The organism is Sphingobacteriales bacterium (assembly GCA_016700115.1).
GTDB lineage: Bacteria > Bacteroidota > Bacteroidia > Chitinophagales > UBA2359 > UBA2359.
Genome location: CP064999.1, coordinates 5,756,275 through 5,781,963, shown reverse-complemented (window position 1 = coordinate 5,781,963; position 25,689 = coordinate 5,756,275). Strand labels below are relative to the sequence as shown.

The window sequence follows — 25,689 nt, the reverse complement described above, 5'->3', positions numbered from 1 at the left end:
CTGTTTCGATTAATCGGGTGAACAGACAATAATCAATCTGAATAAGCTTCTAAGGGAGGACAAGTACAAACTAAATGCCTGTCTCCGTAAGTGTTATCTATGCGTGCTACCAATGTCCAAAACTTATTGTCATGCAGATAGGGCAGGGGATAGGCTGCTTTTTGACGGGTATAGTTGTGTGGCCAATAATCGGCGGTAATTTCGTGAATGGTATGCGGTGCATTTTTTAGAACATTGTCCTCAGTGTCAGCAATTCCGTTTTCAATTTCAGCAATTTCGTTCCGGATGGCAATCAAGGCATCGCAAAAACGGTCGAGTTCTTCTTTGTCCTCGCTTTCGGTTGGTTCAATCATAATGGTGCCGGGTACCGGAAACGAAACGGTAGGGGCATGAAATCCGTAATCCATTAACCTTTTGGCTACGTCTTCAGCTTCTATGCCGACGCTTCGTTTAAATTCGCGGAGGTCAACAATGAGTTCATGGGCAACTCTTCCGTTTTGACCTACATAAAGCACATCGAAATGCTGACTTAACCGGTGTTTAATATAATTGGCATTGAGAATGGCGATAGCGGTTGCGTATTTAACCCCATCCCTGCCTAACAATTTGATATAGGCATGGGAAATCAGCAAAATGCTCGCGCTTCCCCAAGGGGCAGAGGTTAAAACAGTTTCAGGTGTTTGGGTTTCATTGTTCAGGTAGCGATGCTTGGGGAGGTAGGGGACAAGGTGTTTTGCTACACATATAGGGCCCATTCCCGGTCCTCCTCCCCCATGTGGAATACTAAAAGTTTTGTGCAAGTTTAAATGACAAACATCGGCACCGATCATGGCGGGACTTGTGAAACCTACTTGTGCATTCATATTGGCACCATCCATATAAACCTGCCCCCCATATTGGTGAATAATCTGACAAGCCTGTCTGATTCCTTCTTCAAATACGCCATGAGTAGATGGATAAGTAACCATCAGAGAAGATAAATTATTCGCATGTTGCGCAGCTTTTTGTTGAAGGTCTTCCAGGTCAATATTACCTTGATCATCGCATTTTACCACCACTACATCCATACCTGCCATTACCGCACTTGCAGGATTTGTTCCATGAGCCGAAGAAGGTATCAGGGTGATGTTTCTATGATTGTTACCCATGCTCAGATGATAGCCTCGAATAGTCATAAGCCCTGCATATTCACCTTGTGCGCCCGAATTAGGTTGCAGAGAACAGCCTGCAAAACCCGTAATCTCACACAATGCTTGTTCAAGTTCTGCAAATAACTGATGATAACCGGCTGCCTGATCTTTGGGAACAAACGGGTGCATTTTGCTGAACTGCGGAAAACTTACCGGCATCAGTTGGGCAGCAGCATTTAGTTTCATGGTACATGAACCCAATGGTATCATTGAACGGGTCAGCGATAAATCGCGGCTTTCTAATTTTTTGATATATCGCATCATCCTCGTTTCAGAATGATAACTGCTAAAAACCGGATGACTCATAAATTCATCGTTTCTTTTCAACGTTTCGGGCAGTTTAACTGCATTTATTTTCCCATCAAACATTGCCAAATCCGGTGTTTTTTCATTGATAGCCTCTGCAAAAATCCGCACAATTTGCTGGATATCCTCTAAATTCGTAGATTCGTCAAGACTGATTCCGATTAGATCGGGTTGGTTGTCAAAATAACGGAAATTGACCTGCTCAGATTCGGCAACCCTGCGAACCCGCAACCCCGAAGTACTTTCATGTTGGCTGAGGTCGAGCAGTAGTGTGTCGAAATAATAACGGTTCAACTGCCTATAACCAAGTTTTTGCAGCGAATCCTCCAACAAGACACATAAATGATGGATGCGTCCTGCAATTCGTTTTAACCCTTCAGGTCCGTGATAAACCGCATACATTCCTGCCATAATAGAAAGTAATGCCTGAGCCGTACAAATATTAGAGGTAGCTTTATCCCTTTTAATATGTTGTTCGCGGGTTTGCAAAGTCATTCTGAAAGCCTGTTTACCGCTCCGGTCAACCGATACTCCGATGATACGGCCGGGTATTTGCCTTACAAACTCTTCACGAGCGGCAAAGAACGCGGCGTGAGGACCTCCGTAACCCAAAGGAACGCCAAAACGCTGACTATTGCCAACAACTACATCTGCTCCCCATTGTCCGGGAGGAGTTAACAGGGTCAGACTCATCAAATCGGAAACAACGGCTACATATACTTCAGATTCGTGAGCTGTTTTGGTCAAATCTGCAAATGAGTGAACCTCTCCGTCATGCGCAGGATATTGCAACAGGCATCCGAACACATTCCCCTTAAACTCAAACTCGCGGTGTGGTTGTATTTTAATTTCTATTCCCAAAGGAATGGCGCGGGTTCTCAACACATCAATAGTTACAGGAAGACAGGTATCGGAGACCAAAAAAGTATTGAAGTTTTGTCCCGGGCGTTTGTTTTTAACCCGATGCAGCATTTGCATCGCCTCAGCGGCAGCCGTCGCTTCGTCTAACAAAGAAGCATTGGCTACGGGCATTGCCGTAAGTTCGGATACCATAGTCTGATAATTGAGCAAAGCCTCTAACCTTCCTTGCGCTATTTCAGATTGATAGGGTGTATATTGAGTGTACCATCCCGGATTTTCAAAAATATTCCGCTGAATAACGGCCGGCACAATGGTGTTATAAAAACCCATGCCAATATATGTTTTCCAGATTTTATTTTTGGCAGCTATTCCTGAAATGTATTGTAAATAGGCAAATTCGGTCATAGGTTCTCCGAGGCTCAGTTCTCGATCATAACGAATGTCTTTGGGTATAGTTTGATCTATCAATTGTGCCAGAGATTGAAGTTCCATGAAGTCGAGCATCTCCCTGACATCTGCCGGTCGGGGTCCGATATGTCTTTGTAAAAATTCGTTCGATGGGTTCCGTTCAATTGTCATTACCTATTGTTTTAGCTGTTTTATGGTTGATGGATGGAAGTTCAGTTTTTTAAAATTGCATTGTTTTAAAGGAGAAAGTAAATACAGCAGCCCTTATTTATTTCATAATCCAGGTAGTAGGGGGTGCTTCGGGATGCAAATATTCGAGTAAAGCCCAAAGCGCATGTACAGTGGCATGATCGTGCGGATTATTTTGCGACATTTCGCCCAAAGGCCAACCACCGTTAGAAAGCTGTTTTTGACTAATCAGGTTTATCCATTCAGGTTGCAGGTATTCTCTTCCACCGATATACATCAGAATGGCAACCGATTCCATTTGCAGGTCTGTCGGTTTGCCCAATTTATCAATCAGTTTTGCGATGAGTTCATGTTGTTTTTTTCTTAGCTTTTGCGCTTCTTCACGGTTGGTCAGGCAGTTGTTTTCTTCTAACCATTGTAAAGATAAAGCGGCATGAGTCAGAAAATACCGGTCTAAATCGGTCAATTGTTCTAATAAGGCAAAGTATCCGGGAGAAAGCGGAATTTTATCGCACATCAAAGCGCAGTTCATTGCATAAGAAGTATTGCTCAGATTGTCTAACAAAGAAGTTCCTTTTGACATTACACCCAGTTCGGCAGAAGTTGCTCCTGCATTGGGATTAACCATGCGTTCCAACGCTTTTCCCTTTGCATCTTTGATTGGATAGGTTTCAAAAAAGTTTGAAAACTCATACTCTTTGCCCAACGAAAATTTGCGCTGCAAAAAATGAAGCACCATTGCGGCATTGGGTTCTATATCATTTCCTCTTTGCAGCAGATAGTCCAACCCCTTTTTGATATTGACTTCAATTGCTTTATTATTTACCCCGTCTGAAGTAGGTTTGGTTTCACCGGCAACCTTGTTATTATCACTTTCCTGTTCTGAAGGCTGACAAGAGCTAAAACTGCTAAAAGCAATCATCAACAGGAAACAAACAAATGTAGTTTTCACAGACAATGAAAAAATATGGATGAAAAAAAACAAGTTGAACCATTGAAACAAGTGGCAAAGTTACAAATATAACAATGCCAACCAATACAGGTTAACACATAAATCAAAGAACTGAAAGATTTAGAAAATCTTCTTCACCTGATTCAAACCTGTACTGTGAGGTGGTTCTGCTTCAGCAATTTAGCACATAGCATTGTGAATCATGGCTTTTGGTTAACCCATCAGTTGTATGACAGGTTTAGGGGCAGTTGTTGCAATAGTTGCCGTTGTTAGCAGTTGGGTTTCAAACTTTCATTGCTTCACCACAATTCCAGTTTTACTTACTCCTTTATCGTTCTTTAACTCATAAAAGTAAATGCCATTTACGAGTTGTTCTGTATGAATAAGTGTAGAGTTTGTGAATGTTTGTTGTATTACCTGTTGCCCGAGAAAGTTGTATAGAGAAAAAGTTACTGATTCTCCGGTTGAAAACCGAATCATTAGCTGATTGCCAAATGGATTTGGATAAAACTCCGGCTTTGTTTCAGATGTGGACTCAATGCTACTAATAATTTCAGAAACAGCCAGCAGAATATCGGGCTGATTATTGATGCTATAATACATTTTAAGTGTTGTCTCTTCATCAAGTACCGTACCGCCCAGAATTTGGTCAGGCATATTGCTCAGCACTGCTCCGTTACCCGCAATACCCGGAATCTTCGTCCACGTTTGCCCATCGGTAGATTTGGCGAAACCAATTCGAATATTGCCGGTAGCGTTACCACCGGAATACCACATCCAATATTCATTTCCTTGTTTGATGACAACCGGAAACGCTTGTGTCCCTTCGTCAAAATCCCCGGGAGAGCCCATAGACATGATTGTTCCGTTGGGACCGGGACCCGGAATGTTAGTCCAGTCAATTCCGTTTGGGGAGGTGGCATGTGCCAGGGTTCTTATTACCTGCACCCCAACCACATGTGTACGAACATACCACATGTGGTAGGTTGCTCCGTCTTTGAGCACACATGGGGTTGATACAGCCAGCGCACCGGAACCGTCCATGTTTCTGTCGAAAATACTTTGGTCAGTTCCCGATCCGTCTGTTTTGTTCCATATTATTCCGTCCAAAGACCAGGCATACCCTATATTGCCTATGTTTGGGCCATCACCCCAGTACCACATCCGCAGGGTATCATTTTCTTTAATCACCCAGCACTGCCCCAGTTTTTGAGAGTCAAACCGGTTGGGGTTAGAAGATGGTTCTAATACCGTAGAATCTACAAGTGCCCAGTTCATGCCATCCAGTGAGGTGGCATAGGCAATACGCTCGGAGGTGCTGCCTTGCTTAGTGGTAAACCACATGTGATAAGTGCCGCTATCTGACAAAACCATGGGAGAGTAAAAAACATCGGAACTGCCGGCAAATCCTTCGCCTATTACGGGATTGCCTGTATAAGGTGCCCAGCTAATCTGAGCTGTGATTAGATTGAAAGAGAAAAAAAGAACCAAAGAAACTGTAAACCTGACCATAACCTGTTAATTTTAATGTTAAACAATTAGGTACCGGGGTTATCCCATATATGCCCTTCTCAATATTCTCCGTTTCGGTTTTTTAATTTGTAAACATGCCCATCAACTAATGTGATGCCCATTAAAACCCATTCGTTAAAAACGATTCCTTGATTTAAAATCCGCACAAATCCAAAAGTCTTTTTAGCACCAATCTGAGCAATTGAATGCCCGATCACAAGAGTTGTTATAAAAGAAAAGAAGGGATATTAAAAACTTTTTCATGGCTTGGTTTTAGAACTATACAACCAAGTTCACTCAATCCGTCAAGAGTGAGTGTTTTAATGACAGCTTGTGAATAAGCAGTTTACAAATATACAATTAAGTTTTTAGCGGCGATAAAAAAAGCGCATCTTTATTCAATATGCTACCTAAAATTTATACCCTGCCAACAGATGAAAACAGTCTGTTTCATTGCAGTTACAGAATCAATAACCCGTTGCGGTTTATTGATATTTTTTTGGAACAACTTGACCGTCAAAATTTGGTTTTGAATGACTAACTTTAAACAGTGTTTTTTTAATGACTGATATTTATGGGTAAAACACCCAAAATCCTAACACAAGCCCTTTTTTAACACCTATTTTACCTTTATAAAATGCTGTTATTTCTTCATGAGGGGAGGGGGTGGCGTTTTGGAGATATTTGTGAAGCAGACTTCCAAGTTGTAAGCATACTTTAATCTTATCCCCCATGTCGTCCTGTGTCTTTTCTTTGCTTTAAACTATTTTTTAAAAATGAAATACACGGCAAGAATGAGAAAACAAAAACCAATTAAATGGTTGATCCGAAAACTCTCATTTTTAAAAACAAGAATAGTAAACAGAGTAAATACAATCAGCGTAATTACTTCCTGAATTACTTTTAGTTGCCACAAATTAAAAGGTCCTCCATTTTCGACAAAGCCAATTCTGTTTGCAGGAACTTGAGCAGAATATTCAAAAAGAGCAATCCCCCAACTGATAAGAATGATGAGAGGAAGTCCTAATTTATTGAACCAACTTAAATCTTTGAACTTCAAATGTCCATACCAGGCGATTGTCATAAAAATGTTTGACAAGATCAGTAAAGCTATAGTATAAATTCCTTTCATCCGGTGTTCTTTTAGTTTTTTTGAATTTATTCCTTTCAATTTTGAATTTTTCCTGTACTCAGTGCAGGTGAAATAATTATCAGTTTCACTGTAATTTTCATATAGAAAAAACCATGGCGTTTCTTTCTGAAAAGTTTGTTGCCGATGTAAATTCCAATATCTGCTGAAAGTGTTACAATGATAACCAAATTTATGTTGTCAATGAGTTATGGTTTGGCAGATTGTGTTAAACCAACCACAACTGTTTCTATTCCGGATTGCTTTATCATGATTGGGAAAACCAAAAAACATCAAAATCCTTTGATGAAAGGTGCCCTTTTAAAAACTTGGGTTGTTGGCAGTTTTTTGTTCTGTTATAGTATTCCTTCAATCTTACGGTTAACGTCAGTCTGTAAAAAAACTAAGAAAAACAAAATTGCATTAAAAACATGCAACATGCAATTATCTGATTATTTGTAAGCTCCAAATCATCTTTATCAATATATGGCTCTGTTGGGTATTTTTTACAGCCTGATGATTTTTTAATACTTGGTGCAACCCGATTAGGGAGTACAATTGAATTTCCGCTGTTGGGCGTACATGTTATTTTTATTTAGGTTTTTCCCCCTGTGCGAAAACAATTTGTTCGATGTTATTTTCGACAGGTTCGATAGATTTAAAGAACTTGTACAGTGCTTTAAGTTCGACTTCGTTCATTCTTGAAAAAGCTCCCCATTGCATAGGACTACCTTTGTGTACTCTTCCTTGTTTAAAACGATTTACAAATTGCTCTTCAGTCCAACTTGCCATAATTCCAGTTCCTTGATGTGGAGTTAAGTTTGGAGATACGTATGAATATCCTTCTGAAAATTCATCAGGTGGAAAATAAGCCTTTCCTGCAAAGTCTTTACCGATGTATTCACCTGTATTCATATCCACTTCAGTATGACATGACCGACAATTGGCAACATTATATGCAAGGTACTTGCCATACTCAGGGGTAGGCTCAATTTTTACAGACTTTGGTGGAGCTTCTTTTGCTCCTTCTGGTTTTATCATTCCTACTGACAACAGAGCTTTGTACATGAATTGGTATTCAAACGGCTTCACTTTATTGTGAACAGGTGGCAGGGTTCTCAGATACGAAATAATTGCAGTTAAGTCTTCATCGCTCATTCCTTGAAATGTCATCATTGGAAAAAGCGCTCTACCGTCCGTTCCAACTCCGTGTCGGAGGCTCCTTGCAATTTCGGAATCAGTGTATTTTCCTATTCCAGTATCTAAATCCGAGGTAATGTTTGGCCCGGTAAATGTTCCAAAGCCTGGAAAAGACAATTCCCAACCACCTTTGAACTCAACCATTTTTCCTTCATCAAATAACCGGACATCGTTCATACTGGTATGACAAGCACCACAATGAGCAGGTCCATTTGCAAGATAAGCACCTCTTGCGATTACTGTAGAATCGCTACTGGCTGTAATTTCAGGATATGGAGCTTCGTATTTCTTGTCCCAAGTCAGTTGAACAAATACAACAAAGCCAAGGGTGAGTACAATCAGCCCAATTCCTGTCCATTTTAAAATTTTGATTAATCGTTTCATTTTTTTTCATTTTTACATTGCAATCAAAGTCAGTTTGTGCAAAAACTATACAAAAGTACCAAACTATTTTACACTATGAAAAAATGCTCAATTTTATGTCATGCCATTCCTTCAGGGATCTTTTCGACAACTAAGGAAATATTCTGTCTTGAGAGCAGCAATGTGCCGATTACCCTATTCTGTTTATAGATGCTTAACTTGAGCCTTTGGATATGTCAAAATTGGGTGTTCAACCTCAAACTCTAAAGAACAAGAGGTTGAAAATCAATTCGGTAATTATTTTGGGTTCTACTTGAAAAAAAGAAGGGGAGTGATGAACGGTTGGCAAGCCTGTCGAACCAGCAAGTAAAGTCGGAGCTTATTTCCTCTTAAAGGCTAATCTCGTAAGGATTTTCGAAAAAGCAACTGAACATTTCTTAAAAAGCCCTTCAAAAATACTACACCAAAGAGGTGCAATGATTGCATCAGACATCTGCCAAGTCTCACAGAACCCTGTATGGGTGATATTAAAACAGGAATAAGAAATAAGGTAATAAAGTTTTCAAACTAACTGTCGCCGTATTGTTACTAAGGTTTCAAACTCTTACGCCTTCCGATTAACCGCGTAACAATACTACAACCCGATTAAATATTATGGATTTTATTCCAACCTCAGGTTTTCAATTTATCTGCCTCTTTATTTAGCTAACTTTTTGCCTTTCATCTCTTTTCCACCCTGCAAAAGGGTTAAACTTTCAATTTCCCCATTTTTTCCTTTGTTAAAGGTGATTTGGGCAGGGACTACCTTTAAATAAAAAACATCATTGGACTTTGGAAAAATATCCGCCATTGATTGCTCGGTAGCCTGAGCTTTCAACTGATTGCCGTCTTTGGTAATAGTTATAATGAAACCCGGCATTAGTTCATATTTGCCGGTATAGGTTTTTAAAATATCTTCAGGTACAATTATCTCTTTTTCCAAACTACCGGTGTCTATTCCTAATTTTTTCAGCATATTAATTCCATTTTGATTAGCCGGATTCATTTCTACTGAAATTTTATAATTTTTTATCGCTCCTTCATTTTCACCTAAATTCATTAAAGCTTCTGCGTAACTATCGTAAACATTAAATGACTCGGGAAAGGCTTCGATATTTAACTTAAAAACCTGAGCAGCTTCTTCAACACTACCTTCACTCATTAACCGGTAGCCAATTTGGTTCATCTCGTTTTCATTTAATTCAAACGTTTTCGAGTCTTTATTTGAATTAAAATATATAACACCTTCTTTAATCCCTTTAGCTTTGATCACATTTAAAAGATCATAAGCCAGAGATTTTTTTGGCAGATCATAGGGCTTGCCATACATTACGCCCCAAATGGCTCTTGTCATTTGGTTTAGCGGCGCACCTCCCGTATTGTTTAAAAGTATGACCAAAGATTTATCAGAGTTTGAACGCGAAATAATCGTATTAAAGCCATTGATTCCGCCTCCATGTGAAATCACAGCTATACTATCTGTTGAGTTTCCGATTGCCTCTTTACCTACTCCCCAACCATACGCATAATGAAAATTATCAAAAGAGGATATGTACGGTTTGAAAAACATATCCATGTATTTTTGTGGCAGCAATTTTTCGGTATATAGTGCCTGATCCCAGATGTATAAATCCTCAACAGTAGAATATAAAGAGCCTGCGGAATAGGGAATAGACATGTCTAAATAGTTCGAGTTGACAAAGCTGTTTCCATTTTTTTCATAACCGGTTGCTCTGTTCATTATTATTTCTCCATGATTATCGTAACCGGAATCATTCATGCCTAAAGGACTAAATATTTTATCATGTAACATTTTTTCATAGGTCTTACCTGTGAGTTTTTCTATGATTACACCTAAAAGAAAATAACCTGAGTTGCTATAACTAAATTTTTCACCCGGTGTAAATTCCAATTCCTTATCCTGAAACCTTTTAACAAACTCTTCCGGTTTATAGTAATCGCGACTCACTTCCTCAAAAAATCCCGGAAATGAAGTGTAATTTGGAATTCCGGAACTATGAATTAGTAAGTGATGTGTCGTTATTTTATCCCCTTTTTCTTTGGGATAATCTGGAAGATATTTGGAGATAGGTGCGTGTAAGTCTAATTTGCCTTCAGAGGCAAACTGCAATATTAACATAGCAGTAAATTGCTTCGTGATAGAACCTAAACGATGTTTAGTATTTGGCATATTGGGAATATCCCATTCCATATTTGCCGGTCCGAATCCTTTTTTAAATATAACCTTACCTTGCTCGGCAACCAATACGGAGCCGTTAAATTTTCCATATTCAAAATATTGATTAAGCAATTCGTTAAGTTGGTCGTTTTTAGTTTGCCCAAAACAAAAGTTACCGGAAATCAATAAAGTTATTACTCCAATAACCATTGTTCTTAGCAGAGTATGGTTCAGTAAATTAATGATATTCATGTCGTTAGTGTTTGATTTTCTATTAATCTGTAACTCCGCAGGATTTAGGTAATAGGTTTTTCGATTTTGACGATCAATTCTGCTGTTTTCTTAGGTATTTCAGCGATTTCCCAGTTCTGATTAATTTTTAAGGTTTTTATACCGGATAAATGTAGGAGAATATCTTTGGGGGTATATTTTTTTAGTAATCTCCTCTCTGTTAATATTTTGTAGAGTTGATAGTAAAAAACTGTTGCCATGAAATTGATGAACAGCCATGCTTCCATCTCTGCTCCTCCTCTCATGTAAGTACGGTCAGCATGTAAAATGTTTTTGAACGCATCAAAGAGTTGCTCGATATGGGTTCGGGTTTTGTATCGTTGATAAATCTGTTCAGGCTGATAGTCATCTGGGAGGTTGGTTAGCAGTGCCAAGGTGCCAAAGGCATCTTGCTTCTGATAGAAGGTGTCCATATCATAGCCCTTTGTTTGGTTTTCTATTCTACGAATAAAGTCTTGTTTTTCGGTTGCCTTGAGGTAGTCATTCACAAAGACAATAATTCGTTTATTGTCCGGTAGTTGGATAGTGTAGTACCAAATGGGTTGTTGTTTATAAAGAAAGTACTGGAGTTGCTGCCCTTTGTTAGTATGCAAAGGAGTGTAATTGACAAGACTTGAATTCCGACGCAAAGGCAGCAGATACATTAGCTGTGCCTCATCGAGGTCGGCAATATTTTTTTGAGAGCAGAAGCCTTTATCGGCAACAATGATAATATTTTGAAGTCCGCTCTCCAGGATACTCAATTTCATGGCAGAAACATCACGTACATTACCGGGAAGCAGTCGATAATAAACAGGTAGAGACAAATCGGTGGAAAACATGAAAAACAAGTTAACCTGTGGGTCAAAAGTTCGCTGACTATTATACCCTACTTGTGCAAGATCCAGCTCCTCAGAAAATGAGGTAATATGCGTAACATCCAATAAAATAAAACTATTGCCTTTCATCAATGCTTTGAGGCAGTTGACTATCTGTTCCCTTTGTGATCCTACAGAACGCAAAAGGGCAGTAATGTTCTTATCGCTTAATTGGGCTGCCGGCAGTAATTCTGATAAGTAGGACTGTTCATAGTACAGGGGCATGTTTTTTAACGGGGCGTGGTGCAATAGGCGATAGGCAGATAAAACAAATAATTCCTTATGCCAATCTGGAAAGTGGGTCTGTAATGCTTGCAAAATATCGGTATGTTCTTTGTAAAGATAATGAGAAGCACCGTATTCTTTAACACTGACAGACTTAGCCAATATTTGAGGAGTTCCGGTAGAACGGGTTAATAATCCCTCTGGAGTAATTCTACCAATAAACTCCCCACTTATCTTTTCAGCGCGTTTCTTTTCTTTGTTCCAACGACTACTAACCTTGTATAAGTAGTAATTTCCGTTTATAAACTTTATTTCGGAACCTTTAATCTTGTGTGTCAAAACCCAATCAGGATGCGCCATAACTATTACCTATGATTAGGGAATAACAAAGGTAGAGCCAATTCTTCTTAAAACAAGGCTTCCAGCATTTTTTTTACACCTATTACCTATGAAATTGCGGAGTTACAGATTAATGATTAGTGTTTGCTTTTAATTTCTGCAACTGCCTGCCTGTTTGATTTTGCTTCACTCAGGTCGGCAACAACTGTTTCAATTTCCCTATTGCTTGTGGCTTGAATAATTTACGATTTCACTTGAGATAATTTTTCTGAATTTCTTCCAAGTAAAATTACAGCACAATTATTTTTTGCTAATTCAACGTGAGGTTGGAAATTGGAGCCTTATTTTACAAGGGATTAAGTGATATTAAGCAACAAATTGGATGGTGTTTGTGTAATTATTTTCGTTGGGGATAAAAACAGATGGTTTTTTATCTAAGTGTTGATAGGCAATTAGCGCAGCCATAAAATGTGTAGCAGCGTTTTCCGGTTTGCGATGTCTTGTGTGTTCTAAATTGCAAACTGTTTTCAGAATATCATTTACCGATTCAATCAATGCTCTTTTTTTACTGAGAGAGACATCTTTAGGCAAAGCGGGATATTGATTTTTACGGTTCTTCTTTGGTTTTAGGATAAGTTGTAAACCTTGTTTAACAAATTCGTCAAAGAGTTTGGTGTAATAGCCTTTGTCTGCTGCACATTTGCCCTGCAAGTTGCCCAACAGATAGCGCAGCAAGTTGTGGTTATTGTCTGCCACATTTCCAGCAGTAAACGCAAACTTAACAATTTCTCCGAATTGGTTGATGACTAAATGCAACTTCAAGCCAAAGAACCAACCTGTGGAGGTCTTACCTTTGGCAGCGATGTCTTTAAACACCCGATTTTGGCTTTGACGATGTATATGGCATACCGGTAATTTGGTTGCGTCTATGAAGTAACAGCCTGTTTTGAGGGCTTTTTCACATGAACGTAAATATCCAAAGCACTAATACCGGCAAGCATTTGTGTATCAATGATAAAAAGTGCTTATAGCCGGGTGCTTTCGGAAAATAATGGTTAAATTCGCCCAAAATGAGTTGTTCATAGTAGTATTGAAAAGTTTTGTAACCGGATAATTGGTAAAATACAAGAATTGTGGCTATTTCCGATGGACTTAAACCAAGCTTTCGTCCCTGAGGTTTATGACCCAAAATACAGTGTGATTGATTGCAGTTAGTATAGTCAAGCAATAAATCGTCAATCTCTATGTACAACGATACCAGTTTGTTTGTTATAACAAGAAGCATAAAGAATAGAGGGGTTGTTGGTTGGTGATTTTTTTTCCAAACTCAAAATTATATCAACCACAACCTCTTTTTTCTATTCCCCACTATTATTTATCTAAATTTAATTCCAACCTCACGTTAATTCAATTGCTGTGGCTTTGCCGATAGCACCTGTGGCTCCGGTTACTAAAATTGTCTTTTTCATTTCACTTATAATTTTGCATGATGTTGTAAATATTCGGAAAACTATAAATGGCTTTTATGGATGCAATAATCAACATGATGCTGATTGCCATTGTTGCATAAGATTTAAGAAATGGAAAAATCATAGCACAGTAAAGTAGCATGAAGCAAGCAACGATGATACTGATTACCCCGCCACATTGAATTTTACTTAACATCATCAGCCAGCACATGAAAACCACTGCACCTGATAACATTAAAACATGACCGTCCATTAAAAGCCGTAAAAGTTCCCTGTCGTAATTACCTTTATGTTGCATGAGCACTTCTCCGCTATGCAGTATTCCGTTTCCGAAATACCACAGCGATGCAATCAATGCCCAATGAACAGAGAGAATGGTTTTCATTTTAACTTACAATCTTAATGTTGAATGCTCCGTTATTGGTTGCACCATAAATGCTCAACCATATTGGTAAATACATTTCAGTTCCTCTCGCTTTGGTAATGTCGCCTAAGTCAAGAATATTTTTATCGTTCCACCCGAATGAATTCAAAATGGTTTTCACTTCTTCTTTTGCCGAAGCATCGTTACCACTTACAAAAACATGATGGTCGCCACCATTTATCATGGCAGGATTAACCATAAGCCCGCACCACATGGTGTTTAGTGTTTTTACAACTTTGGTTTGTGGAAATGCTTTTTGAATTTCTTCACCCAATGAATTTGTATTTACAATTGAGAGTGATGGCGGCATTCCTTTGGAAAAGTCAAGCGGATTGGCAATGTCCACAATTATTTTTCCATTGATGTTTTTCTCCCCTGCCATTTTCATTGCTTCAATTGAACCAACGCCTGCGGTGCAATTGAAAATAATTTCACCGAATGCTGCGGCATCTGAGTAAGTTCCTGCAGTGGCTTTGCCGTTGTGTTTGGCAACAAATGCTTTTGCCTTTTCGTTGTCTTTAGTTCTGGAACCCATCATAACGATGTGTCCTACTTCAATTAATTTTGAACCGATGGTGTCTCCGACATTGCCAGTTCCTAATACTGCTATTTTCATTTTATTATCGTTTTAATTGTTTATGATTTTATTTCTATGGGTTTAACTTATTGAATGTTGCTTTAATTGCTTCGGGTGCTGCGTTAAGCATTGCATCGCTAAAACCGAAAGTGAGTTCAGTTTTTCCTTCTTTCAATTGTTCAAAAATTGACTGGATAAAATCACTTACCGGTGGTTGTCCGTCATGCAGACCCTTTCCTCCCAAATCAGTATTCAGGGCTGGCGGAATAATTTCTATAACCTCAATGTTTTTGTTTTTCATCTTATGTCTTAGCGAAAGAGTGAACGAACGCATGAACGCTTTGGTGGCACAATAAATGGGCACTTTTGAAAGTTGAACAAAAGCAAGCCCTGATGTTACATTCATAATGGTATCAAGCGACTTTAGTCCCATAAATAATGAAGTTAAATGTAATGGTGCAACAACATTGGTTTCAATTTCTGTTTTTGCTTTTGCATAAAAATCATCACTGGTTATTTCCATCCAGTTTTGAATACCTGCATTATTTACCAATACATTCAGGTCGCTGTGATTTTCTTTCACCCAGTTAAATAGCGAAGTCCTCTCACTTTCAATATTCAGGTCGCAAACTTTAGTAATAACCTCAGGGTTCTTATCAGTAATTTCTTTTAAAGCATCAGCCCTTCTGCCACAAATAATTACGGTGTTACCTTCTTTAATAAATCGTTCTGTAAGTCCCAGACCAATGCCTGTTGCACCGCCTGTTACTAAAATTTTGTTGTTTGATAGTTTCATATTTGTGAGTTAAAATTTACAATGCAAAGATGAATACATTCATCCTTTGGTGAATGGTCAATAACTTGGTTGTAATGGTAGATTATTTTTTAACAGCTAATTTTCTGAATTCAAGTGGAGTTTGGTCAGTGTGCTTCTTGAAAAACTTTCCAAAATTAGCAGGGTCAGAAAAGTTAAGCTGATAAGCGATTTCAGATATGTCATAATCCGTAAATTGTATGAGTGATTTTGCTTCACTCAGCAGACGGTCATTAATAAAAGATAAAGCTTTTTTATCTGATGCTGTCTTTACAGATTGAGAAAGATGATTGGGTGTAACATTTAACAGTTCAGCATATTCTTCTATGGTTCGCTTTTCTATGTAGAAATTGTTTACAAGCTGAACAAATTTTTGCAATAAAATTTGTTGTGGTGTTGTAAACCCTTCTTCCCATTGATAGAAGGCATTCGTTATGTCTTTAAGTTGGTAAAGCAAGGCAAGTAATTTAACAGATGCTACTTTATGCTGTCGGTCAGTTGTGTTTTCATAAGCACTGAATACTTCTTCAAAGTGAGGAGCAAATTCCTGAAACTTTGTTTCATTGAGTTTAAAAAAATTAGTATGTAGAATATTAAAAAATGGAAACTCTTTTTCAAAGTCGGGTTTGAAGAACGAGAAACATTCTTTTTTAAAATACATCAGGTAACCGTTTGCAGAATTGTCACGATAAAAACTGTAGAGCAATCCCGGTGACTGAAAAACCAAAAAAGAATTGAGCCGTGTCACATTGGTGTTGTCGTAAGTTATTTTTGTTTTTCCTGCATTAGAAACAAGTGCAATAAAATAAAAGTCCTTGCGAAAGGGTGGTTTGTAGTTGCTGATTGAACCTTCATTTTCTTTCAGCCGAAGACAAAAAAAGTTTGGGTCATCCGTCCTATAGTCAGACGGAATTGATTGAAGAAAATTATTGATTTCTTTATAATATGGGATAGAATATTTCAGTTCTTCCATTGTTCAAAGATAGTAATAGGGGATGGCTCTTTTGCTTTTGCCTTTTTGTTAGCTTGTGTGTGGCGGCAAAAGCAAATGTGCCAAATGTGCGGTGGCAATAAAATTTTTAGCGGGGGCTTTAAAAAGAAATTTATTTTTTGAAGCGTTGGCATTAAAAGCGTTCTGTCTGTCCGATTTGGTATAAAAAAAATGTCCGTTCAAAGCCCGTCAGTTCAAAGTTGGCACTGTCCCAATAAACTTGCAGCTAACGGCAGTCTGTGAAAAAACCGGTAACAAAAATACAAGAATATTTTAAGCCGTGATAAAAAATGCTTAATTTTAATCTATGGCATACTTAAAAGAAACACCCCGCCGGCATATGCAAATAATCTGTTTGGAGAGCAACATCGGAGTTGATAACCCGGTTCGGTTTATTGATGCTTTTACTGAGAGACTGGAGTTATCGAAAACACAGGATAAGTTCATAAATCACCAAGAGCCTTTAATTTGAAGGCAAGGTTTTTTTAAAATCGGGTATATAGTGGTTTTTGAGTAGTTATGCAACAGATACTGATTTTGATAGCTGCTCTCTGTCCTTCCTTAGCTAAGTCGTGTAAAGCGTGCTTACACTTTTTCTGAAGCAATTTAAATTCTAAACGATGTCTGTCGTAGTTATCAGTGTGCGTTTGGGTTTTTTAATTCTTTTTTAAGTGTTGAAAGAATTTTATTATTCAATTCTTTTCTGGGTTAAACAATGACATTCTCTTGCAAGTATAGTTTCATTGGTAAGTTTCATGCGACTTATAAGAATGTGTTAATGTAGTGTAGCAAGTATTTTTCAATGATACTTATAGTCCGTTGATATGGTGATTAAATACATCCACCTTTACACCATGAAAAAGAATAAAGTCCTTGTTCAAATAGGAGATAACATTCGCAATGTCCGACTTAAACAAAATTTAAGTCAGGAGCAGTTGTCATTTAAAGCAGGACTTGACAGAAGTTACATTGGTAGTGTTGAAAGAGGTGAAAGAAATATTGCAGCAGTAAATCTTGTAAAGATTGCTGAAGCACTCAACATTAAACCTTCTGCTTTATTAAATGATGTTACAACCAACAAAGAAAAATAGTGTCACGAAAACTCAGCAATAAAAACTTTTTTGATAACGAGATTCTTGCTTCAGTCGGAATGAAGATAGAATACTTAAAGGAAGCAGTAATTTACGTTCATTCAATTTTTGATTCTATTGATTCAAAGCTCATTAGTGTAGGTGCTGATAGAATGTCTGAAATGGTTGAACTTGCAAACCTGTCGTCAATACTTGGTAATTTATTCGGTGCAGGTTTAGCTAATAATTCCGAAAAGAGGTTTAAGAGAAATGGTCCGCATAAATACCCTGATATTTTGGCGAATCATAAATCAGCAAAAGACATTGAAATAAAAGTTGCACTTGAAAACAATAAGCCTAAAGGTCATTTAGCAAAAGCAGGATATTATCTAATCTGTCGTTATGTTTTGGGCGATGAAAATGGAAATTTTGTGGTCGGTAACCGTGGAAATGTAGTTTGGATTTGGGAAATACGATTTGGCTATTTAGAAGAATCGCATTTCAATTTGAGTAATACAGCAGGAGATTCCGGAAAAACTGCAGTGATAAACAAAGAAGGATTTGAAGCAATGAAAGTCCTTTACTGTGATTTAGAAAAATGTCCACACTCAAAAAGCGGAAAGGTTTACAAATTCTACGCAAGTTTATATCAATAACCATGTTCCAGTATTGCATCTGCAATAACTTTTCCTAATAAAGGAGGAACAGCATTACCAATCTGTTTTACGATTTGAGATTTTGTTCCATAGAATTTAAAGTTGTCTTCAAAACTTTGTAATCGCGCGCCTTCTCTTGGAGTGAGTGCTCTGTTTTGATAGGGATGTATGCACTTATTTGAAGATGGATGAACGAAATTCACTGTAATTGTTACAGAAGGTCTGTCTGCTTCCAAGCGGCTATAACTTGTGCTGAAACCACTTGTAACCAAATGTGCAACACTATTAATGTTGCTTCCACTTTGACGGATTATTTCCATCATCTCTTTTGAATGTAAAGTTGATGTATGTAAAGTCAATAATGTTTCATTTCCTCTCATTCTTCTCTCATAATCTGTTAGTGAAATATTTTGTGGGTAGGTTGTTGATGATTCTCCACTTTCAAGTTTTGGCAAGTCATGAATTGCATCCATAATTGTCAAAGCGATTGGTAATTCTTGAGAGAACAAATCACCATTGTTTTTTACTCCATTGCCTTTTGCCATGCTTTGGAAGTTGTAGTAGTGCGTTGGTTCAGGAAAAGCGAAATCAATTTTTTTATTGTTGCCAACAATAAATAATCTTTCTCTATTCTGAGGTAGCCCATATAAAGCACCATTCAAAACTTTGTAATTTACTTTGTAACCAATTGCTTCAAATGCACTAACAACCAAATTTAATGTCTGCCCGTTTTTGTGTGTCAATAAGCCGACAACATTTTCAAGAACGAACCAATCTGGTGTCAGTATTGAAACGTAATAAGCGAACTGTTCAAATAGTGTATTCCGTTTGTCGTTTATGTTTATAGAGCGAAATGGTCTGATTGAAGAAAAACCCTGACATGGAGAACCACCAATGATAATTTTTGGTTTTGGAATATTTTGCAAAAGCAGTTCAGGCTTTAAATCGTAGATGTCATAGCAATATGCATGAGCATAGTCATGATTAAGATAAAATGTTTCTACTCTGTCTTGTAGCAGGTCAACTCCAGCAACTACTTGAAACCTGCCTGTTAATTCAAAACCATGAGAAAAACCGCCAATGCCGCAAAAGATGTCAAGTATTGGAACTTTGCTATCTGTAGGTTCTTTTCTTCTTGGAATAATTTGATTGCTTGTTGATTGAGAGGTTACATAACCTTCTCCAGTAGTTTGATTTTTGTAAAGCTCCTCTTGTGCAATTTTGATTAGCTTGTAGTCAACAGAAAAATAATTTGCAATGTCCTTGACAAGTTTTGTGTTTGGAATTTTAAAACCTCTTTCAAGTTTTTTGAGTTCTTGTTCCTTAACCTGAAAAAGCGATGCAAAACTTTTCAGAGTCATTCCCTTTGCTTGGCGAATACTCCGAATATCAAGAATTTCTAAGCCGAAAGCTGATGAACTCATTTTTATAAAGGTAAAATTTCTAGAGCAAATTTACAAAACAAATTGATACTTATAGTCATCCGCCTTAAATTTTTTACAAACATTATTTTTGTTCGTGACTTAGTAAAGCACGGCAAGATTTGGCTTTTTCGGTTTTGTAAGTAGAGTGTATGTTGGAAGGCAAACCAAAAAGGGCGCAAACCAAAATATCGCTCAAGCGGTGTTCTTATACCCCATTTTAGCGTTAATAACATCCCTTAGTTTTTGCTTTTTTCCACTCTTGAAAACAGCGCGAATATTGAGCACGGCAGCCATTCTTTTGTCCATCTTTGCCCTGCTAACTTGCATCTTTGCAGAACCACTATGCTGATAACAGACTCTATTGCTCCGCTACCAATACTGTATCCTGACAATAAGTATTTATCGTATTTCATACGGTAGCGGTTCTTTTCATAATAGGATTTCAAATCCTCAGAATTCCTGATAATACAGTTCTGGTTATCGGCTGCTTTCAGACTTATGTTGTCTATCACTTTATCTAAATTTCCAACTAACTATGATTCTTTGTACTCTTCTATTTATGCAGTTTTCGCCGGATTTGAAATGAAGAAATGATTAACAAATTCGGCTAAATGTTAGGTAGAGTGGTAAAAATCAATGATGACGGTTGCCGAAGAAAAAGTTTCAGTCAGCCATTTTCCTATCCACTCTGCCCGATTGCTATAGACGGCACAAAGATTAGGGCGAACAACAGCAAAAAAATAACTACAACCCGAAGAAGATAGAGCGTCACTTAGCCTACATTTCCCGTCAAACGGAGCAATACATAACCGAATTAGAGCAAAACGACCAAAGCGACCGTCAAGCTGAGATAAAGCACATACAAGAGAAAATCAATCGCCTGCAAGCCGGCAAGCTGAAATACGAAGTGTTGGCATCCCAAATAGAGAAAACAGGCGCAACACAAGTGAGTACGACTGATGCCGATGCCCGCGCCTTGTTCATTCATGGTCAGGTGGTAGAGGTAGCCTATAATATACAAACAGCAGTGGATAGTAAACATAGCCTTGTGGTGGCTACGCATACCATCAACCAAAACGACAGAAACGCCCTTAGTGGCATAGCCACCGAAGCAAAAGAAAACTTACAATTGGAAAACACGACCATTTTAGCCGACAAAGGCTACCACAATGCCCAACAACTGAGCGAGTGAAAAGAAGCCGGCATCACCACCATCGTTGCCCAACAGGAAACGGTAAACAGCAACGCACACGGCACCACTGAAGCCTACTTGGTCACTCAGTTCACCTACAACCAGGAAACAGACACCTACACTTGTCCGCAAGGCGAAACGCTTTCGACCAAAGGCAGATGGCACAACAAAGCAAGAGATTACACCCCTACAAGTTTAAAAAATATAGAACCTCTGCTTGCAAAAACTGCCCGGTAAAACACCTCTGTACCGGCAGGCAAAAAGGCGGAAGGGAAATAGAACGCAGCGAATTTGCCGAAGTAGTAGCCCAAAACAGCGAACGCTATCAAACCCAAAAAGCACAATACCGCAAACGGCAGGAAATCAACGAGCATATTTTTGGAACTATCAAACGGCAATGGAACTACTACTACACCAACCTTCGTGGGTTATCCAAAGTAAACGGAGAACACAGTTTGATTTTGTTGGTCTATAATATCAAACGCACCATCAACATACTTGGGATGGAAGAACTATTGATAAAGCTCAAAAATTGGCAGCCCGACTATCCAAAGTAGTCTTGGTTGCTCAAAAAAACGACTTTTATATTGCCTCTCAGCACTCTTTTTCATTTTGAACAAAAGTTGTAGCCTCAAAAACAACTCCACTCCAATCAAAAGTATAGGTTTTGGGGATTATGCTATAGCCAGTTTTTATGGGAGTTTTTGCAAAAAACAAGTTTTTTCACAGCCTGACGGTTCTCAGCTATACGCAGGCAGGGATTTACACCACTAAACTTCCTACGAAGAACTGAATTTCAAATTTAGCACTTACCTGTCATACGAAGCACTGAACCGCCACTTTTGCCAAACCGCTGTTAGTGGCTGGGCTTCTTTGTTTTCCGTCTGTCAGCAACATTTTTTGTCCTGCTGAATTGGTGGACAAGCAACACTTCCGTAGCTACAATAAACACAGCAGTCGCCTTGTTTTGGTTTTAGAACTTGTTTGCATTTTTCACATTCGTAAAAATATTGGCAAGCGTCTGTCGGCATTGTTTCTTCTTTCTTATGTCCGCAGTTGGGGCAAGTTATTGTTGATTGTAATTTGATTTCCATTTTAATTTTCTTTTTTGTCGGTTACAGAATATCCTGTTGAGTTTATTGCTTTTTCGATTTCAGAAATATTTGTTTTTGAGTTGTCAAATTCTATGATTGCATTTCCATTTTCATATGAAGCGTTTGAACTTATTATTCCTGTCAATTTATTTACTTCGTGATTTACGTGTTCTTCGCAACTCGCACAAGTCATTCCGCTAATCGTAAATTTTACTTTTTGAATATTGGATTTGTCCACTACTATGATTTGCTTTTCTTTCTTTGGGTAGAAAATGCTTGAATAGTATGGAAAGGCAAGCATAACGATTGCAAATGCTGTTACAATTCCTAAAAACATTTTTGACTGAATGAATTTTGGTTTTTCTTCTGTCTCACAGTTGCAGTCAATTTGCTTTTTAGGTTTCAACTTTTGATACCAAGCAAAACCAAGAACCAAAATTGTCAAACCGATAAAATACGGTCTGAAAGGTTCGAGCCAAGAAAAAGTAGAAGCAAGTCCGCTTGTTCCTGCAATGAGAGCCAAGACAGGTGTAATGCAACACAATGAAGCTGCAATTGCTGTTAAAAGTCCTGCTCCGATTAGTTTGTTGTCTGTTTTCATAATGTTTCTAATATTTTGTTTTCGTCAAGTATTTTGAAAAACGGTTTCAGCATTTTTTCATACTCTTTTGTCAACGAGTAAAAAATGGTTTGTGCTTCTCGTTCGGTTTCAATAAGTTTTCTGTCTTTGAGTTTTCTCAAGTGTTGTGAAACTGCTGAAATTGTCATACCGAGAATGTCGCTTATATCACAAACACAAAGTCGTTTTTCTTCATAGAGCAGAAATAGAATTTTCAGTCTTACGTTGTTTCCTGCCAATTCAAGTCCGTTCGATAAATAGTCAAACGAGCCGTTGAGTTCTGAAACTCGGTCTTTACAGCGGTTTATTTGTTTAATGTCCGCTTGTTGTCTTATACAAGAATTGTTGTCCATAGCACAAAGGTAGTCAATTTGTTTATTTAAGCAACTGCTAAAATATAAAATGTCAAAAAGAACCCGATTTTGTCTGACGGGTTGTGTCGTCATAGCCTTGCCACTAACGGCAGCCTGTGAAAAAACTGCCAACAAATATACAATAATATTCTAAAAAGTAACAAAAAATGCGTAATTTTATGCTATGGCATACTTACAAGGAACACCCCGCCTGCAGATGCAAATAGTCTGTTTGGAGAGCAAAGATCAGAGCTGATAACCCGGTTCGGTTTATTGACGCATTTGTTGAACATCTGGATTTATTAAAATTGGGTTTTGGAAGTACAAACATTAAAGCCAGAAGGGAGACCACCTTTTGAGACCTCTTTGTTTCTGAAAATATATTTATACGGCTATTTAAATGGCATCCGCAGCAGCCGGAAGCTCGAAAAAGAGTGTATCCGCAATATAGAAATGCAGTGGCTTTGTCACAGTTTGGTGCCTAACTACCACAGCATTGCCGATTTTCGCAAAGACAATCCGGATGCGTTGCGCAAAACCTTTAAGTTGTTTTTGCTTTTTTGAAAGATGCCGAATTGGTGAGTGGTGAAACAATTGCTATAGACGGCACAAAGATTAGGGCGAACAACAGCAAAAAAAATAACTACAACCCGAAGAAGATAGAGCGTCACTTAGCCTACATTTCACGTCAAACGGAGCAATACATAGCAGAATTAGAGCAAAACGACCAAAGCGACCGTCAAGCTGAGATAAAGCAGATACAAGAGAAAATCAATCGCCTGCAAGCCGGCAAGCTGAAATACGAAGCGTTGGCATCCCAAATAGAGAAAACAGGCGCTACACAAGTGAGTACGACTGATACAGATGCCCGTTCCTTGCTCATTCATGGTCAGGTGGTAGAGGTAGCCTATAATATACAAACAGCAGTGGATAGTAAACATAGCCTTGTGGTGGCAACCCATACGATCAACCAAAACGACAGAAATGCCCTTAGTGGCATAGCCACCGAAGCAAAAGAAAACTTACAATTGGAAAACACGACCATTTTAGCCGACAAAGGCTACCACAATGCCCGGCAACTAAGCGAGTGCAAAGAAGCCGGCATCACCACCATCGTTGCCCAACAGGAAACGGTAAACAGCAACGCACACGGCACCACTGAAGCCTACTTGGTCACCAGTTCACCTACAACCAGGAAACAGACACCTACACTTGTCCGCAAGGCGAAACGCTTTCGACCAAAGGCAGATGGCACAACAAAGCAAGAGATTACACCCCCTACAAGTTTAAAAAATATAGAACCTCTGCTTGCAAAAACTGCCCGGTAAAACACCTCTGTACCGGCAGGCAAAAAGGGGGTAGGGAAATAGAACGCAGCGAATTTGCCGAAGTAGTAGCCCAAAACAGCGAACGCTATCAAACCCAAAAAGCACAATACCGCAAACGGCAGGAAATCAACGAACATATTTTTGGAACTATCAAACGGCAATGGAACTACTACTACACCAACCTCCGGGGGTTATCAAAAGTAAACGGAGAACACAGTTTGATTTTGTTGGTCTATAACATCAAACGCACTATCAACATACTTGGGATGGAAGAACTATTGATAAAGCTCAAAAATTGGCAGCCCGACTATCCAAAGTAGTCTTGTTTGCTCAAAAAAACGACTTTTATATTGCCTCTCAGCACTCTTTTTCATTTTGAACAAAAGTTGTAACCTCAAAAACATCTCCGCTCCAATCAAAAGTATAGGCTTTGGGGATTATTCTATAGCCAGTTTTTATGAGAGTTTTTGCAAAAAAACAAGTTTTTTCACAGCCTGACGGTTTGCGGCTTGGCGTAGTGGGGGCTTTTCAGCACAAAACTTGATACGAAGCACACAGTTCAAATTTAGCACAAATTTTCATACGAAGCACGTCCGCCCCCATTACGCCAAACCGCTGTTAGCAGCTGGCGTTCTGTCCACCGTCTTAGTAAACCATTGTCTGTATGTCGTTCAAGTGTCGTTGTCGGCTTGTGTGTTCGGGTATTTTTTCTTTTTTCAGAAGGGCAGGAAAATTTTTTATTCATTTTTTTTCGGGGGAACAAGCACACTCTTTTTGCAGCTTTGGTTTGCGTGTTGGCTTGTAGCGGCTGCAAAATGTGTGTGCTTGTGTGCGTTGGCTTTTTATTTCGCTAACTGTAATATCCTGTATGCTCCTCTTGCAACAATTACAAAAACAATTGCTCCAATAATCAAGTCGGGATAACCTGAATTAAGCCAATTAACCAAAAGTCCTGCAAGGATTACACCCGAATTAATTATTACGTCATTGGAAGTAAAAATCATACTTGCTTGCATATGGGCTTCTTTACTTTTTCCTTTTTGTAATAAGTAAAGACAAATCACATTTGCTATCAGGGCTAAAACAGAAACTACAATCATTGTTTGGAAATCGGGCATTTTTTCAACTCCGATAAAACGTCTGACAACTTCAACGAAACCGATAACAGCTAAAAGGATTTGAAAATATCCTGCAAACTTGGCGATGTTATTTTTTCTTGCAATCGTTCCTCCAACTGCAAATAATGCCAATGCGTAAACGATACTGTCAGCAAGCATATCCAAACTGTCCGCTACCAATCCCATTGAATTGGAAAAAATGCCAAACAGCATTTCTAACCCGAAAAACAGAAAATTGATAATAAGAACCGTCCACAATAATTTTCGTTGCATACTGCTTGTGTCTGCTTCTATTTCTATTGTATTTTCTTCCGTTGAAATTAAAGTTGTATCAAGATTTAGAGTTTCCAAAGCCGAAAGTATAGGTTGGCTTTCCGCAATATGATGAACTGTCAATTTTCGGTTTGCAATATCAAACTCCAATGATTTTATTTCATCAAACTTTTGCAGTTTCATTCGTATCAATTGCTCCTCGCTTGGGCAATCCATTTTTATGATTTTAAATATTGTCTTTTGCATA

24 protein-coding genes and 1 pseudogene are annotated in these 25,689 nt (G+C 38.4%); 5 read left to right on the top strand and 20 right to left on the bottom strand.

Features of this window, described 5'->3' with window-relative positions; genetic code table 11:
- Window positions 1-32 precede the first annotated feature (32 nt).
- The 15 genes from gcvP to IPM47_20920 all read right to left on the bottom strand — a co-directional run bounded on the left by gcvP (window position 33) and on the right by IPM47_20920 (window position 16,297).
- Window positions 33-2,936, bottom strand: a complete 2,904-nt coding sequence (gcvP, locus tag IPM47_20990; protein ID QQS29272.1) for an aminomethyl-transferring glycine dehydrogenase — start codon at window positions 2,934-2,936, stop codon at window positions 33-35.
- Window positions 2,937-3,033: 97 nt separating this feature from the next.
- A complete protein-coding gene (locus IPM47_20985) occupies window positions 3,034-3,906 on the bottom strand; it encodes a hypothetical protein (protein ID QQS29271.1) in 873 nt (290 codons plus the stop codon).
- 291 nt (window positions 3,907-4,197) lie between these two features.
- Window positions 4,198-5,418, bottom strand: a complete 1,221-nt coding sequence (locus tag IPM47_20980) for a T9SS type A sorting domain-containing protein (GenBank protein QQS29270.1) — start codon at window positions 5,416-5,418, stop codon at window positions 4,198-4,200.
- Window positions 5,419-5,477: 59 nt separating this feature from the next.
- On the bottom strand, window positions 5,478-5,636 hold the full coding sequence (locus tag IPM47_20975) for a hypothetical protein (protein ID QQS29269.1): 159 nt from the start codon (window positions 5,634-5,636) through the stop codon (window positions 5,478-5,480).
- 354 nt (window positions 5,637-5,990) lie between these two features.
- Window positions 5,991-6,152: a hypothetical protein gene (locus IPM47_20970; protein ID QQS29268.1), complete on the bottom strand. Its 162-nt coding sequence runs from the start codon at window positions 6,150-6,152 to the stop codon at window positions 5,991-5,993.
- A 29-nt stretch (window positions 6,153-6,181) separates the two neighbouring features.
- Window positions 6,182-6,550, bottom strand: a complete 369-nt coding sequence (locus IPM47_20965) for a DMT family protein (protein QQS29267.1) — start codon at window positions 6,548-6,550, stop codon at window positions 6,182-6,184.
- 588 nt (window positions 6,551-7,138) lie between these two features.
- Window positions 7,139-8,131 (bottom strand): cytochrome c, encoded by a 993-nt coding sequence (locus IPM47_20960; GenBank protein QQS29266.1) that lies wholly within the window; start codon window positions 8,129-8,131, stop codon window positions 7,139-7,141.
- A 676-nt stretch (window positions 8,132-8,807) separates the two neighbouring features.
- Window positions 8,808-10,580, bottom strand: a complete 1,773-nt coding sequence (locus tag IPM47_20955) for a serine hydrolase (GenBank protein QQS29265.1) — start codon at window positions 10,578-10,580, stop codon at window positions 8,808-8,810.
- A gap of 44 nt (window positions 10,581-10,624) precedes the next feature.
- Window positions 10,625-12,061, bottom strand: a complete 1,437-nt coding sequence (locus tag IPM47_20950) for a transposase (protein ID QQS29264.1) — start codon at window positions 12,059-12,061, stop codon at window positions 10,625-10,627.
- Between the two features lie 345 nt (window positions 12,062-12,406).
- A complete protein-coding gene (locus tag IPM47_20945; protein QQS31546.1) occupies window positions 12,407-12,970 on the bottom strand; it encodes an IS982 family transposase in 564 nt (187 codons plus the stop codon).
- A 28-nt stretch (window positions 12,971-12,998) separates the two neighbouring features.
- On the bottom strand, window positions 12,999-13,325 hold the full coding sequence (locus tag IPM47_20940; protein ID QQS29263.1) for a hypothetical protein: 327 nt from the start codon (window positions 13,323-13,325) through the stop codon (window positions 12,999-13,001).
- A gap of 185 nt (window positions 13,326-13,510) precedes the next feature.
- The gene (locus IPM47_20935) at window positions 13,511-13,894 is read right to left on the bottom strand and encodes a hypothetical protein (protein QQS29262.1); all 384 of its coding nucleotides are present in this window, start codon (window positions 13,892-13,894) and stop codon (window positions 13,511-13,513) included.
- A gap of 1 nt (window position 13,895) precedes the next feature.
- Window positions 13,896-14,549, bottom strand: coding sequence for an NAD(P)-binding domain-containing protein (locus tag IPM47_20930; GenBank protein ID QQS29261.1), 654 nt, complete (start codon window positions 14,547-14,549; stop codon window positions 13,896-13,898).
- Window positions 14,550-14,583: 34 nt separating this feature from the next.
- A complete protein-coding gene (locus IPM47_20925; GenBank protein ID QQS29260.1) occupies window positions 14,584-15,306 on the bottom strand; it encodes an SDR family NAD(P)-dependent oxidoreductase in 723 nt (240 codons plus the stop codon).
- 82 nt (window positions 15,307-15,388) lie between these two features.
- A complete protein-coding gene (locus tag IPM47_20920; protein ID QQS29259.1) occupies window positions 15,389-16,297 on the bottom strand; it encodes a helix-turn-helix transcriptional regulator in 909 nt (302 codons plus the stop codon).
- 872 nt (window positions 16,298-17,169) lie between these two features.
- Here IPM47_20920 and IPM47_20915 point away from each other — a divergent pair.
- Together IPM47_20915 and IPM47_20910 are read left to right on the top strand one after the other, a co-directional pair.
- Complete coding sequence (locus tag IPM47_20915) at window positions 17,170-17,406, top strand: helix-turn-helix transcriptional regulator (GenBank protein ID QQS29258.1); 237 nt, start codon at window positions 17,170-17,172, stop codon at window positions 17,404-17,406.
- On the top strand, window positions 17,406-18,041 hold the full coding sequence (locus IPM47_20910; protein QQS29257.1) for a hypothetical protein: 636 nt from the start codon (window positions 17,406-17,408) through the stop codon (window positions 18,039-18,041). The genes IPM47_20915 and IPM47_20910 overlap by 1 nt, the downstream gene beginning before the upstream one ends.
- On the opposite strand, the gene dcm is transcribed toward IPM47_20910, so the two are convergent.
- Together dcm and IPM47_20900 are read right to left on the bottom strand one after the other, a co-directional pair.
- On the bottom strand, window positions 18,035-19,465 hold the full coding sequence (gene dcm, locus IPM47_20905) for a DNA (cytosine-5-)-methyltransferase (protein QQS29256.1): 1,431 nt from the start codon (window positions 19,463-19,465) through the stop codon (window positions 18,035-18,037). The two genes, IPM47_20910 and dcm, sit on opposite strands and share 7 nt — an antisense overlap.
- Before the next feature lie 236 nt (window positions 19,466-19,701).
- Window positions 19,702-19,977 carry a hypothetical protein gene (locus IPM47_20900; GenBank protein ID QQS29255.1) on the bottom strand — a complete coding sequence of 92 codons (276 nt, stop codon included), beginning with the start codon at window positions 19,975-19,977 and terminating at the stop codon, window positions 19,702-19,704.
- A 398-nt stretch (window positions 19,978-20,375) separates the two neighbouring features.
- Between IPM47_20900 and IPM47_20895 the strand changes: the two genes are divergently transcribed.
- Both IPM47_20895 and IPM47_20890 read left to right on the top strand, forming a co-directional pair.
- Window positions 20,376-20,657, top strand: a complete 282-nt coding sequence (locus tag IPM47_20895) for a hypothetical protein (GenBank protein QQS29254.1) — start codon at window positions 20,376-20,378, stop codon at window positions 20,655-20,657.
- Window positions 20,658-20,815: 158 nt separating this feature from the next.
- On the top strand, window positions 20,816-21,214 hold the full coding sequence (locus IPM47_20890) for a transposase (protein ID QQS29253.1): 399 nt from the start codon (window positions 20,816-20,818) through the stop codon (window positions 21,212-21,214).
- Between the two features lie 538 nt (window positions 21,215-21,752).
- On the opposite strand, the gene merTP is transcribed toward IPM47_20890, so the two are convergent.
- Window positions 21,753-22,352 (bottom strand): mercuric transport protein MerTP, encoded by a 600-nt coding sequence (gene merTP, locus IPM47_20885; GenBank protein QQS29252.1) that lies wholly within the window; start codon window positions 22,350-22,352, stop codon window positions 21,753-21,755.
- Window positions 22,349-22,723, bottom strand: a complete 375-nt coding sequence (locus tag IPM47_20880; protein ID QQS29251.1) for a winged helix-turn-helix transcriptional regulator — start codon at window positions 22,721-22,723, stop codon at window positions 22,349-22,351. The genes merTP and IPM47_20880 overlap by 4 nt, the downstream gene beginning before the upstream one ends.
- A gap of 184 nt (window positions 22,724-22,907) precedes the next feature.
- Here IPM47_20880 and IPM47_20875 point away from each other — a divergent pair.
- Window positions 22,908-24,371, top strand: a pseudogene (locus IPM47_20875) (IS1182 family transposase).
- 522 nt (window positions 24,372-24,893) lie between these two features.
- Here IPM47_20875 and IPM47_20870 read toward each other — a convergent pair.
- Window positions 24,894-25,688, bottom strand: a complete 795-nt coding sequence (locus tag IPM47_20870; GenBank protein QQS29250.1) for a cation transporter — start codon at window positions 25,686-25,688, stop codon at window positions 24,894-24,896.
- Window position 25,689 lies beyond the last annotated feature (1 nt).

What these genes read in the sequence shown, in the direction of transcription:
- gcvP (QQS29272.1), bottom strand. Translation starts at nt 2,936, where the DNA reads ATGACAATTGAACGGAACCCATCGAACGAATTTTTACAAAGACATATC.
- IPM47_20980 (QQS29270.1), bottom strand. Translation starts at nt 5,418, where the DNA reads ATGGTCAGGTTTACAGTTTCTTTGGTTCTTTTTTTCTCTTTCAATCTA.
- IPM47_20970 (QQS29268.1), bottom strand. Translation starts at nt 6,152, where the DNA reads ATGGGGGATAAGATTAAAGTATGCTTACAACTTGGAAGTCTGCTTCAC.
- IPM47_20965 (QQS29267.1), bottom strand. Translation starts at nt 6,550, where the DNA reads ATGAAAGGAATTTATACTATAGCTTTACTGATCTTGTCAAACATTTTT.
- IPM47_20960 (QQS29266.1), bottom strand. Translation starts at nt 8,131, where the DNA reads ATGAAACGATTAATCAAAATTTTAAAATGGACAGGAATTGGGCTGATT.
- IPM47_20955 (QQS29265.1), bottom strand. Translation starts at nt 10,580, where the DNA reads ATGAATATCATTAATTTACTGAACCATACTCTGCTAAGAACAATGGTT.
- IPM47_20950 (QQS29264.1), bottom strand. Translation starts at nt 12,061, where the DNA reads ATGGCGCATCCTGATTGGGTTTTGACACACAAGATTAAAGGTTCCGAA.
- IPM47_20940 (QQS29263.1), bottom strand. Translation starts at nt 13,325, where the DNA reads ATGCTTCTTGTTATAACAAACAAACTGGTATCGTTGTACATAGAGATT.
- IPM47_20935 (QQS29262.1), bottom strand. Translation starts at nt 13,894, where the DNA reads ATGAAAACCATTCTCTCTGTTCATTGGGCATTGATTGCATCGCTGTGG.
- IPM47_20930 (QQS29261.1), bottom strand. Translation starts at nt 14,549, where the DNA reads ATGAAAATAGCAGTATTAGGAACTGGCAATGTCGGAGACACCATCGGT.
- IPM47_20925 (QQS29260.1), bottom strand. Translation starts at nt 15,306, where the DNA reads ATGAAACTATCAAACAACAAAATTTTAGTAACAGGCGGTGCAACAGGC.
- IPM47_20920 (QQS29259.1), bottom strand. Translation starts at nt 16,297, where the DNA reads ATGGAAGAACTGAAATATTCTATCCCATATTATAAAGAAATCAATAAT.
- IPM47_20915 (QQS29258.1), top strand. Translation starts at nt 17,170, where the DNA reads ATGAAAAAGAATAAAGTCCTTGTTCAAATAGGAGATAACATTCGCAAT.
- dcm (QQS29256.1), bottom strand. Translation starts at nt 19,465, where the DNA reads ATGAGTTCATCAGCTTTCGGCTTAGAAATTCTTGATATTCGGAGTATT.
- IPM47_20890 (QQS29253.1), top strand. Translation starts at nt 20,816, where the DNA reads ATGGCACAACAAAGCAAGAGATTACACCCCTACAAGTTTAAAAAATAT.
- merTP (QQS29252.1), bottom strand. Translation starts at nt 22,352, where the DNA reads ATGAAAACAGACAACAAACTAATCGGAGCAGGACTTTTAACAGCAATT.
- IPM47_20880 (QQS29251.1), bottom strand. Translation starts at nt 22,723, where the DNA reads ATGGACAACAATTCTTGTATAAGACAACAAGCGGACATTAAACAAATA.
- IPM47_20870 (QQS29250.1), bottom strand. Translation starts at nt 25,688, where the DNA reads ATGCAAAAGACAATATTTAAAATCATAAAAATGGATTGCCCAAGCGAG.